Origin of the sequence: Paracoccus niistensis (genome assembly GCF_042432925.1) — a bacterium.
In the GTDB taxonomy this organism is placed as follows: Bacteria; Pseudomonadota; Alphaproteobacteria; order Rhodobacterales; family Rhodobacteraceae; genus Paracoccus; species Paracoccus niistensis.
Genome location: NZ_JBHLWE010000032.1, coordinates 1 through 10,765 on the forward strand (window position 1 = coordinate 1; position 10,765 = coordinate 10,765).

Annotated in this window: 10 protein-coding genes and 3 pseudogenes; 5 read left to right on the plus strand and 8 right to left on the minus strand. The window is 62.2% G+C overall.

Translation table 11 applies throughout. From position 1 onward, the window contains the following. The 5 genes from ACFFII_RS10445 to ACFFII_RS10465 form a co-directional block, all read right to left on the minus strand. Positions 1 to 197, minus strand: a 197-nt coding sequence (locus ACFFII_RS10445; protein ID WP_377698838.1) for a transposase, incomplete at its 3' end; no start/stop codon positions are given. Positions 198 to 542: 345 nt separating this feature from the next. Next, a complete protein-coding gene (locus ACFFII_RS10450; RefSeq protein WP_377698839.1) occupies positions 543 to 1,295 on the minus strand; it encodes a hypothetical protein in 753 nt (250 codons plus the stop codon). Between the two features lie 29 nt (positions 1,296 to 1,324). After that, entirely contained in the window at positions 1,325 to 2,134 is an 810-nt protein-coding gene (locus ACFFII_RS10455) for a DUF2182 domain-containing protein (protein ID WP_377698840.1), read from the minus strand. Then, a complete protein-coding gene (locus ACFFII_RS10460) occupies positions 2,112 to 2,876 on the minus strand; it encodes a DUF1326 domain-containing protein (protein ID WP_377698841.1) in 765 nt (254 codons plus the stop codon). Before ACFFII_RS10460 ends, ACFFII_RS10455 begins: the two co-directional genes overlap by 23 nt. After that, positions 2,866 to 4,173, minus strand: coding sequence for a hypothetical protein (locus ACFFII_RS10465; protein WP_377698842.1), 1,308 nt, complete (start codon positions 4,171 to 4,173; stop codon positions 2,866 to 2,868). The genes ACFFII_RS10460 and ACFFII_RS10465 overlap by 11 nt, the downstream gene beginning before the upstream one ends. Before the next feature lie 74 nt (positions 4,174 to 4,247). Between ACFFII_RS10465 and ACFFII_RS10470 the strand changes: the two genes are divergently transcribed. Beyond that, a complete protein-coding gene (locus ACFFII_RS10470; RefSeq protein WP_377698843.1) occupies positions 4,248 to 4,955 on the plus strand; it encodes an IS6 family transposase in 708 nt (235 codons plus the stop codon). Between the two features lie 57 nt (positions 4,956 to 5,012). Next, positions 5,013 to 6,104 (plus strand): annotated as a pseudogene (locus ACFFII_RS10475) (IS256 family transposase); the annotation flags it as partial. Positions 6,105 to 6,159: 55 nt separating this feature from the next. Here ACFFII_RS10475 and ACFFII_RS10480 read toward each other — a convergent pair. Then, positions 6,160 to 6,270, minus strand: a pseudogene (locus tag ACFFII_RS10480) (IS481 family transposase); the annotation flags it as partial. Positions 6,271 to 6,337: 67 nt separating this feature from the next. On the opposite strand from ACFFII_RS10480, the pseudogene ACFFII_RS10485 reads away from it, so the two are divergent. Further along, positions 6,338 to 7,607 (plus strand): annotated as a pseudogene (locus tag ACFFII_RS10485) (IS3 family transposase). A 227-nt stretch (positions 7,608 to 7,834) separates the two neighbouring features. Beyond that, the gene (locus tag ACFFII_RS10490) at positions 7,835 to 8,950 is read left to right on the plus strand and encodes a helix-turn-helix transcriptional regulator (protein WP_377698844.1); all 1,116 of its coding nucleotides are present in this window, start codon (positions 7,835 to 7,837) and stop codon (positions 8,948 to 8,950) included. A gap of 39 nt (positions 8,951 to 8,989) precedes the next feature. Here the strand turns inward: ACFFII_RS10490 and ACFFII_RS10495 are convergent, their stop codons facing one another. Then, positions 8,990 to 9,877 (minus strand): hypothetical protein, encoded by an 888-nt coding sequence (locus tag ACFFII_RS10495; protein ID WP_377698845.1) that lies wholly within the window; start codon positions 9,875 to 9,877, stop codon positions 8,990 to 8,992. Between the two features lie 270 nt (positions 9,878 to 10,147). After that, complete coding sequence (locus tag ACFFII_RS10500) at positions 10,148 to 10,423, minus strand: hypothetical protein (protein WP_377698846.1); 276 nt, start codon at positions 10,421 to 10,423, stop codon at positions 10,148 to 10,150. A gap of 145 nt (positions 10,424 to 10,568) precedes the next feature. On the opposite strand from ACFFII_RS10500, the gene ACFFII_RS10505 reads away from it, so the two are divergent. Then, on the plus strand, positions 10,569 to 10,765 hold a 197-nt coding region (locus ACFFII_RS10505; protein ID WP_377698847.1), incomplete at its 3' end, for a transposase.

Sequence of the window (10,765 nt, forward strand, 5' to 3'; positions counted from 1 at the left end):
AACAGCACCTTGATCGACAGGCAGAACTGGATCGCCGCGTTCGAGAAGACCGGCGGGCGCCCCGCACGGCCCTCATGCGGCGCGTGCCAGCCCATCTCCTTATCCAGCCAGATCAGCAGTGACCCGCGCTTCCCGAGCGCAGCGTTGTAGGCGGGCCAGTTGGTGGTGCGGTAGCGGGCGGGCTTGGGCTTGCTCATTCTGCCCGTCTAACCGCATGGATTCGTGAGGTGAATCCTTCCCGCCGAGAGTTCTGCAACAACGCCTCAGCTGGTAGAAAACAAGAGCGAAGATGGCCACAGAGAGGATGTATCGCTTCATGTGCGTGGGCCCTCGAACAGCCGGGTGCATTGGCGGTTTTGCGACTCCTGCCCTTGAAGAAACTGCCTCCTGTGGATTTGATTCAAGAGCCAGCGAGAGATGTGATACGTGTTGGATATGCAATTCCCGGCCGGCGGCCTCTGACCTGTATCCGCCAGGCGAAATTCGTGTCCGCCCCATAAAGCCGCGCGCCGACACGAACGCCTGAAAAAATGGAGAAGCGCCTAATCTCGAGTTGAATCTGACCGGGATCTGACCGCCTCGCTCATGTGATCGCGACACGTGTCGCTGGCTAATCTCGTATATTTCATGTAGGCGCCGTCGATTGCACGCGCGGCAGCTGCTTTGCGAAATCTGTGATCTGCGCAGCGCAGAAGGAAATGCTTGACCGCTCGGGACGCAAGTTCATCGTCAATGAAATCGTGCTTGTACTTGCCTATGGCATATTCCAGGTTGTCAAGTTCAGAAAAGACGAACATGTTATAGCAGTGAGACTGCACTTCATTATCAATTGCGCACTCCAGGGGACTGATTTTCTTCTCGCGGGAACACCGCATCCAGATATCGTACCTCTGATTGGCAATATCGAGCCGGCTGTAGTAACTGTCAAACGACGCGCTGCGCTTGTCACGGCGCCAATGGCTGTATGCGATGCAAATGCCAATGAATGCAACAAGCGCAGTCAAGACATCAACCACCAACTCGAACACACCCTTATTTTCGGGCTTTCCAAGGCTTTGGCCATCTGACGAAGCGCCGTGCAATTGATGCAATTCTGATGCCGGGAAGGCCGCCAGGATGACAATGACAAGAACCACAAGAGCGCCCTGTAAAAACGTCCTCCATCTCCGGTAGTGACGGCGGAGCCATGATGCAATGCTCTCCGGTTCACCGAAATTATTGTTCACCAGGTCCTTCAATATCCCGCGGGATTGTTCCAGCAGGGCATCTTTTTCTGGAACGGGGTCCTGGCACATTGCTGTCCGCCTCCACGGCAGAAATGCCGTCACAGGCCGCAGAGCGATCGCAGGGACCGGAGTTCCGGCGTCCAGTAGCCTGCCACTATCGCAACCGCGGCACCCAGCAAGACCAAGAAGACGGGCGCAGTCAGTCTCGGACCCCACCTCGGGTTCTTGAGCCCTGCGGTCATTGCCGCAAGCACGAAGATCCAGCGTGGATCGGCCATGCCGACCAGAGCCATGACACCGATCATCGGGATGCAGCACCCAACGCAGGTGATCCCGTAGCTCCACCCACAGCGGAAGGCTGCCCCGGTGCGTCCTTCGGTTCCTGACCAATGGCGGGCAACAAGGCCGAAGGGATTTCGACATGCGCGCTGGCAGACACTGGCAAGGGGCGAGATCTGGTAAAGGGCGGAGACAACGAGGACGCCCGCGGCGAGGCGTTCCGCCCCGCCCGGCGGCAGGGTCCCAAGCGGCGACTCCAGGACCAGCAGTAGCGTCGAGAATGCGGCGCCCGCAGCAAGCCAGGCAGCCCAGAATCCAGCACCGCCGAAGCCGGCCGCGGCACTGCCACCGACCCGGGCCAGAACCTCAAGAAAAGGCAGCGCGGAGGGAAGCATCATCGCTCCGACCATGAGGGACCAGAGCCAGGCAAAGACCACGGCTCCCGCGAGAAGGCGCAGGCCAGCCCCGGGCGCTTTTCCCGCATCAGGAAGCCACCCTGCGCCGGGAGGAAGCGTCAGGAGTCCCGCGCAAATGACCGCAAGCGCGAGACCGGCAAGAGTGAGGCGTCCTGGCCCTGCCGCGGCAATGCTGCGCAAAGGTTCCAGGTCAGGCTTCCCGTGCGGGATCATGGGTGTAGGCGAAGGGGCCACGCATGGCGCTTCGCTCCCTCAGATCGATATCAAGGCCGTGCCACGGCAAGGCCACCTTGAGAGACCGGGCGACTCCGACCTCGGCAGGATCGCCAAGCACGGCGGACAGCCGCGCGTCGCTGAGTTGCGTTGCCCGTCCCGTGGCGCCGATCACAGGCGTGCTTTCCGCAGCAATAACGCGCCCGACAGAGAGCCTTGCCCGTCGTCCCGACAGATCCAGTTCGATCTTCGCGCGAGCCGCGCCAAGAAGTGTCCCCAGAATGCGACCGAGATCCCCCAGCGGCCCTCCAAAAATTCCAGAGAATGTCCCGACAAGAAGCCGGGCTTCCTTGTCTCCGGCACCGTCATCGACGAAGAGCAGCACCTGCTGATCGGCCCCATCGCGATGGCCCTCATGCGTCGAGACGCTCACCACCCTGCGGCCGGCCATATCCAGGCCGTCGATCTGTCCTTCCCTGATCGCCCAGGCGAAGACGCCGGTGCATTCGCCATTATCCGGGCTGCGCCCCGTCCAGCACGGGCAGATGGTGAAGCAGTCGCAGACCTCGAGAAAATCTCCGGAGAGGGTGTATGGCACGCGGCCTGGCTGCGGCACGGCAAGGGGTCGGCCGTAGCCGGCGCCCAGCTGGCTGTGCCCATCATGGCCATGCGCCGCGCCATGGTCCTGCATCGCATCATGGGCATCATGCCCTGCCACCGGGATATGCACATCATCGGTCATCGTCGCCTCCACGTCTGGGGCGGACACGCCTTCTCGGCGGCTTCGGCGGCTCGCCAGGTGCCTCGCCGGGTGCCTCGCCCTCTTCGCGTCGGAGCCGATCTGCTTCCTCAAGATCCTGCGGGCTCAGGCCGAACATCGGCTCGCCCTCAACATGTCGATGGACATCTTCCACCGGTTCGGGCGGCTGAGGCGGCTCGGCAAGTCGCAGGTTCCGCAGATCTGGCCGCAGGTCAGGCTGAGCCATCTCCTGCCGCAATGCGGTGAGAGGCTGCCTGATCTCGCCGGATGGCTCCCGCAAGACCGCAGCATTCCTCCGGGGACGCACCATCTCCAGACACTTCCGGATTTCTTCGGGCGAAAGGCCCATGAACCCCTCCTTGGCATGACCGAGCAGGCATTCCAGAAGATCCCACGGCACCCCGCCCACACCATCGCTGTCACCGGGCCGCGGATCGGGATGGCCTCGCTGTGCCACGAGGCTGAGCGCCGCCTCGCGCGTGAAGGGGATACCGCCGAGCGAGGTGCCGCGTGCGCGTATGCGCAGGGGATAAAGCCCGGGTGAGAAAGTTGGAATCTGCGCCTGGAAGGTTCCTGCGCCGACTTCCGTCAGCGACACGTTCGAAAGAGAACCATCTGGCGATGTCACTTCTGCCCATACCGCTGCGCGACGATCCACCGGGACGCTGTATTCGGTAAGCGCTGCCGTAATGCTGGAAGTCTCTCCTGGCTGGACGACCGCCCGGGAAAGGCGGGCATGCATCACCAGCGTCGAATAGGCATGCGCGACGAGATTGTAGGCCACCGCGCCTCGCCGCAACTCGCGGAATACCCGCTCCCGGTCGACATCATCAGAGAGGAGCTTTCTCAGGCGCTTTTCGTCAAGACGAAGCAGGGCGTGCCAGCGGCCAGCATGGAGTGGGCGGCCCGGCCCGCCATGCGGGAGTGGCAACCGGTAATACGCCAGATCAGGGCGAAGCACGAAGGCGCCGGAAGCAACCGCACCGGGATCGAGAACGGTGCCATCCGGCGCTTCCAGGGTGAAATCGATCGCTTCGGCGAGCGGGGAGGTCAGGATCGTGTCGAAGCCGTGATCCGCAAGCGCGATGTCGATCGGAATGCGATGCGTCGGGCCGATCACGAGGTCGCCGCGCGGGTCCACAACGACCTGTGCGCCGGTGATGCCCGCGAGGATCTGGAGGAAGTACTTGCTGAGGCGGAAACGCTGATCGGCAGTGAGCGTGCCGGTGACGAGCAGGTATTTTCCGCTTGCCTGGGCAAGCGCCTCAAGCGGCCCCACGCTGATCCCGGACGGAGGCACTGTCAGATAAACTCGGCTTGCCCGGGCGGGAGCGACCGCCCTACCCTTCCCATATGGCCCAACGCTCGCCCTTTCGCTATTTCAAGACGTCGCCCGAGGTCATCCGGCTGGCCGTGATGCTCTACGTCCGGTTCCCGCTGTCGCTCAGGAACGTTGAAGACCTCCTACATGAACGCGGCATCGACATCAGCCACGAGACGGTGCGCTTCTGGTGGAACCGCTTCGGCCCGCTGTTTGCCGCCGAGATTCGCAGGCAGCGCGTGCAGCGACTGCGTGCCGGACCGCAGTGGCGCTGGCACCTGGACGAAGTCTTCGTGAAGATCAACGGAAGCACGCACTACCTCTGGCGCGCAGTTGATCACGAAGGGGAGGTGCTGGAATCCGTGGTGACCAAGACCCGGGATCGCAAGGCCGCGCTGAAGTTCCTGAGGAAACTGATGCGCCGGTATGGCTCGCCGACCAAGATCGTGACGGACCGCCTTCGTTCTTACGGCGCGGCCCTGCGCGAGTGCGGGATGGGCGCGAAGCAGGACTGTACGCGGCATGCAAACAATCGCGCCGAGAACTCACATCTACCGTTCCGGCGACGAGAGCGAGCGATGCTCCGCTTCCGCCGCATGCGAAGCCTGCAGATGTTCGTCGCCGTCCACGCCTCCGTCTCAAACCACTTCAACCAGGACCGCAGCCTCTCCCGCCGTCAGCACTTCAAAGCCAATCGAGCCGCCGCTCTCGCCGAGTGGCGGCAACTCGGCGCCGCCTAAGGGCTGGTCCCGCTGCAAACACTGAGACGAGTTCGCATTGGTCTGACAGCACACGGGGCCGAGCTGACCGCGCATCTGGGCTATGAGGAGGGCCAGAGCGCTCCGCCGGGCCAGACGAACCGGCGCAACGGATCCACGACCAAGGTGCTGAAGGGCCAGGATGGCGAACTGCCCTTGGCGGTGCCCCGCGACCGGGACAGCAGTTTCGAGCCCGAATTGGTGAAGAAGGGCCAGACCCGCATCGACGGGATGGATGACAAGATCATTGGGCTCTATGCCGCCGGTCTGACGGTCCGCGACATCCAGGCGCATCTGCTCGATCTCTATGGCCTGAAGGTCTCGCCCGACCTGATCAGCCGCGTAACGGACGCAGTTCTGGACGAGGTGCGGGAATGGCAGAGCCGGGCGCTGGACCGGATGTATCCGATCGTCATCTTCGATGCCCTGCGGGTGAAGATCCGCGACGCCGACAGTCGGATGGTCAAGAACAAGGCCGTTTACGTGGCCCTCGGCGTCACCCGCGACGGCCTGCGGGAGGTTCTGGGCCTGTGGATCGCCGAGAACGAAGGGGCCAAGTTCTGGCTCTCGGTAATGAATGAGATCAGGAACCGGGGTGTTCAAGACATCCTGATTGCCGTCGTGGACGGACTGAAGGGCTTCCCCGAGGCGATCACCGCAGCCTTCCCGCAGGCCATGGTTCAGACCTGCATTGTTCATCTGGTGCGGCACAGCCTGGACTTCTGTTCCTGGAAGGACCGCAAGGCGGTGGCTGCCGACCTGCGCCGGATCTACGGCGCCGCGACCGCCGACATGGCCGTCGCCGAACTCGATGCCTTCGAGGAAAAATGGGCCGGGAAATACGCCTCGATCGCCCCGGCCTGGCGTCGGGCGTGGGCCGAGGTGATCCCGCTCTTCGCCTTTGATCCGGCGATCCGGAAGATCATCTACACCACGAATGCCGTAGAGAGCCTGAACCGGGTCATCCGCAAGTCGATCAAGACGCGGGGCTCGTTCCCCACCGACGATGCCGCGACAAAGCTGATCTATCTGGCAATCCGCAGCTTCGAAAAAGATGGCCGCAACGTCCGCGAATGGTTTGCGGCCCGCAACCAGTTCGCCATAATGTTCGGCGAGCGCTTCGCCGCTTGAACGTATCTGAAAACCGCATGGATCGGCGCAGATACACAGAGTTTAGGACACTCTCGCTGGCCCGGCCCACTCCGAAGTAGCGGCAGGTTCGACTGACGTCGCCGCTGGTCTGCGCGTGCTCCAGGATCCTCAGCTTGCGGCGGATCTCCCGCTGGTCGTTGGTCATTGACGGCACCCTGAACTGGCCCCCTTTTCGACCGGACACCTGGGCATAGTCATGGAGGCTTAGGCATATGCCTGAGCACGTGCTTATGTCTGAGATTGAGATCATCACCGACGGCGGCCGCCGTCGCCGCTGGAGCGCGGCCGAGAAGATCCGCATCGTCGAGGAGACGCTGGACGAGAGGGCCAGCATTTCGGTGGTCGCTCGCCGTAATGGCGTTGCGCCGAACCTGCTCTATCGTTGGCGTCGCCTGATGCTGGACGGAGGAGCCGTGGCCGTGTCCGAAGATGACGATGTGACCAGCAACCGGACCGTCCGCCAGATGGACTGCAAGCGTCAAGCAAACGGTCCGGGGGACCGTTTGTAGCGCAGCAGCGGATCCGCGAACTCGAGCGCCAGCTCGGTCGCAAGACGCTCGAGGCCGAGATATTGCGCGAGGCTCTGGACAAGGCGCGCTCAAAAAAACCGATCTTGCTCGCGCGGTCGCCGCTGAAGGGGGATTTCCGGTGAAGGTCGTGGCCGACACCTTGGGCGTGGCCCGTTCAAACCTGATCGACCGGCTGCAAGGCAGGACGAAGGCGCGTCGGCGCTATCACAAGGCGCAGGACGCGGCGGTGGTGCCAATGATCACGGCGCTGGTCGCGGCGCGGCCGACCTACGGCTACCGGCGGATCACGGCGCTCCTGAACCGCCAGCTGCGTTCGGAAAGCCTGACGCCGGTCAATCACAAGCGGGTCTACAGGATCATGAAGGCCCACAACCTGCTGCTGGCGCGGAAGTATTCCGTGCGCCCCGAGCATGTTCACGACGGCAAGGTCATCGTCATGCGCTCGAACCTGCGCTGGTGCTCGGACGGGTTCGAGTTCACCTGCTGGAACGGCGACATCGTCCGCGGCGCCTTCATCATCGATGCCCATGACCGCGAGATCATCGCCTGGCGGGCCGTGGTGAATGCCGGGATCAGCGGGTCCGAGATCCGCGACATCATGCTCGAGGCCGTTGAGCGCCGCTTCGGCACATACCGCACACCCTCGGTGATCGAGATGCTGTCCGACAACGGCTCGCCTTACATTGCCAGGGACACGCAGATCTTCGCCCGTCAGATTGGTCTGAAGCCCTGCTTCACGCCGGTGCAGAGCCCCCAGAGCAACGGCATCTCGGAGGCTTTTGTGAAGACGCTGAAACGCGACTACGTTCAGGTCACGCCACTGCCCGATGCACAGACCGTTCTCGGATTGATCGGAGCCTGGATCAACGACTACAACGAAAACCACCCGCACTCAGGGCTGAAGATGCGCTCACCCCGCGAGTTCATCGCAGCTCAAACCGCAACCGCCTGAGTGTCCGGTGAAACGGGGGCAAGACCACACCCTCCTTCTCCTCGCCGGAGATTATCGAAGGTGTCTCGCTGAATCGTGCAGTCCTACACCGCTGGCCATCTACTTCAGCCGGGCATTGAAAGAGAACTGACGCAACTGCGTGGCCGGCGCGGCCGGCAAACGCATCCTCTGCTTGTGGACTCGGGCGCGGCTCGCTAGCCTGATGGTATTGCGCCACGGGGTCGGCCATGGAGCGTTGCGTCTCCGCCCTCTATGAAGCCGCGCTCAGCCCTGAGCACTGGCACGAGGTGGTCCAGGAAATTTCCGACTTCCTCGATTGCGGGGCAACCATCGTGCATGCACCTGTCGATAATTTCTCGAGCGGCCAGCTCTGGATGAAGGACGTCGATCCGGAGGTCTATCTCAAGGCACCACCGGAACTGCTCATGCCAGAGCACAACCCCGGCATCCGCGCGGCGATCCAGAGCCCCGGGCTGATGATCGATCGAAAGCAGTTCATCCCGGATGCCGCCCTGCCCGGGCATCCGGTTGCCGTCCAGTTCTTCGATCCGAACGGCATAGAGCATCTGATGATCGGCCTCACCCAAGCCGACCACGAAGTCGGAAGCCTGTTCGTCCTGAGCCGGCGCCGCAACCAGTTCGACTTTGATGCCCGTGAACGAAAGGCCGTCGATCTCCTCGCCGACCATGTGGGGCGCGCAATGCGCATGCACCGTGCCCTCCGGATGGCGGAGGCGCAGGTGAGCGCCTTCGGAATGGCGATCGAGAACTTGAACCAGGCTGTTTTCCTGGTCGACCGCGATCTCCGGATCCTTCACGCGAACCGCCGGGGCGAGGCCATGCTGGAGGAATGGAGCGGACTCGCACGCTGGCATCACCACCTGGTCCTGTCGGATCCGAATGCCCAGAAGCAGCTGGAAGCTGGCGTCAAGGAACTGACCAGCCGCTTTCCTCCGACCATCGATGTCCAGGTCATGGCGTCGCGGCGATCTTCGCCGCACAAGCTCCGGATCACGGCCCAGCTTGCCATGGGAGATGGGATTGCGGCCCTATCGCCGCGCAGCAGGGTCCTGCTCTTCGTTGAGGAGCCGGGGCGCACAGCGGAACCGCGTCCGGAGGACCTGATCCGGGTTTTCGGCATGACCGCAGCGGAAGCGAAGGTCGCCGTGCTGGCAGCGAAGCCGCTCAAGGTCTCCGAAATAGCAACTAGGCTGCAGGTGTCCAAGAACACGGTGAAGACGCAGATGAAGGCGATCTACCAGAAGACCGGATCACCGACGCGGGCCCATTTCCTGCGCGCGCTCCAGGCCTGCGAACCGGTCCTGAACCTTCACAATTGGTAAGACCCGGCGGCATTGCCGCCGGGGAATTCAACATCGCTGTCACTGCCCTCGGCCACCCATCGCCTTGATCTGTGCGACAATGCCGCCAACAGCACCAACAGCACCGGCGCTCGCGGTGATAAGTTCTGTGATCCTCTGGATCTCCCGCTGGAGCTGGATACCCACAAGATAATGGAAGATGTGGACGTGTTCGATCCTGTTGACGTCGCCAACAGGAATTTGTGCATTCCACGGATCTCGCCGGCTGCTGAAGCCATAGAAGGTTCCTTGAACGCCATATGGCTCTCGCTTGACGTTATAGCCGCTGATCGTGGTGCCTTGGGCGTCTGAGAAGAAAACCAAGACTCCGCCTTGGAAGCCCCAGAATTTGGCGTAGTTGGTAGTCTCCGTGAATGCTTGTAGAGCACCATTTCGATCCACGGTCACTGTTGTCTCCATGACTCCGTCCTGAGGAATGACGGCTCCAACTTCGGACCGAACCTTCGCACTTCTCGTGAATGGTTCGAATGCGCCATATCCCTCTATTCGGACAAATTCGTATCCTGCTTCGAGTGCCGCAGTCTCTCCCAGCCCGGTCGCTGTCAGGAAGTAATCGCCCCTTGTCTTGCCGTAGTAGAGCTTGAGGGGGAGAGTGTTTGGTTCTGAGTTTGCCTTCACGTAGCCCTCTACCCGGACAAAGTCGTATCCGGCTGCAAGTGCATCGCGTTCGGCCTCGGGGGTAGCGACCGTCATGTTGTCCTGGCGATCGGCACTCCAGAACAGCTTTAGCGGCTTCACCCCAGGTTCGCTGCCGGGAAAGGTATAGCCCTCCCGCCTGATCCATGCATAGCCTGCATCTCTTGCAGATTGTCGACCTTCCTCGGTGGCAGTGCAATAATTGTCCCCGCGATCGGGATTCCAGAAGAGATCGAGTCCAAGACCGCTCATGTCAGCCTCCATGCGACAAAGAGGTTGGAAGCAGGTTGATCGGATGACCAGCCCGACGGACGGCCCCCGGGAATCGCTGCCGCGCCATCTATGGCTTGTGCGGTTTTTCCCTGACTTCGGCTTCCGTGAGCCCAGTCTGAACGACGGGCCAATGATTCACGTCACCCTGGCGGGTGAGAAAGTGTCGTTGAATGGGAAAAAGATATCACGCCTGACATCACTCGGCCGTTGCGTAACCGGTCATCTTCCAGCGCCTGCGGGTTTCGGGATCTATCGCCGCTTTCCTGCCGTACCGGATTGCAAGAGTTTGTCGCCGAAGCCGGCGCAGGCGAACATGTCCTGCTGCGCCGAGGCTGACTCCTCCACCACCACCGGCTCCGTTGCGGGTAGCTTCTCGCTAGCCCCAGCACGAAATGGATCGAGTTTCGGCCAGGCCTCGAACAATCTGATGAAACGTTCCAGACGCCCCTTGCGATCGAGTTCAGGGAGATCGCGGTCGAGAAGGTAATCCTCCTCAGCGCCGAACCATTCCGTTTTCCAGTCCACGCCAAGGAAGATCGCAAAGGAGGCAAAATGCCTCGCGGGCTCATAGACGGCCCGCAGCGCCTCGGTGATGCCTCCGGTGGGCGTTGTTGCAGAACTCTCTCGGTGCAGGATTCACCTTGCGAATCCATGCGGTTAGACGGGCAGCATGAGCAAGCCCAAGCCCGCCCGCTACCGCACCACCAACTGGCCCGCCTACAACGCTGCGCTCGGGAAGCGCGGGTCACTGCTGATCTGGCTGGACAAGGAGATGGGCTGGCACGCGCCGCATGAGGGCCGTCCGGGGCGCCCGCCGGTCTTCTCGAACGCGGCGATCCAGTTCTGCCTGTCGATCAAGGTGCTGTT

Bases quoted from the DNA above. Each gene is read 5' to 3' on its own strand.
- ACFFII_RS10450 (WP_377698839.1), bottom strand. From the start codon at position 1,295: ATGTGCCAGGACCCCGTTCCAGAAAAAGATGCCCTGCTGGAACAATCC.
- ACFFII_RS10455 (WP_377698840.1), bottom strand. From the start codon at position 2,134: ATGATCCCGCACGGGAAGCCTGACCTGGAACCTTTGCGCAGCATTGCC.
- ACFFII_RS10460 (WP_377698841.1), bottom strand. From the start codon at position 2,876: ATGACCGATGATGTGCATATCCCGGTGGCAGGGCATGATGCCCATGAT.
- ACFFII_RS10470 (WP_377698843.1), top strand. From the start codon at position 4,248: ATGGCCCAACGCTCGCCCTTTCGCTATTTCAAGACGTCGCCCGAGGTC.
- ACFFII_RS10490 (WP_377698844.1), top strand. From the start codon at position 7,835: ATGGAGCGTTGCGTCTCCGCCCTCTATGAAGCCGCGCTCAGCCCTGAG.
- ACFFII_RS10495 (WP_377698845.1), bottom strand. From the start codon at position 9,877: ATGAGCGGTCTTGGACTCGATCTCTTCTGGAATCCCGATCGCGGGGAC.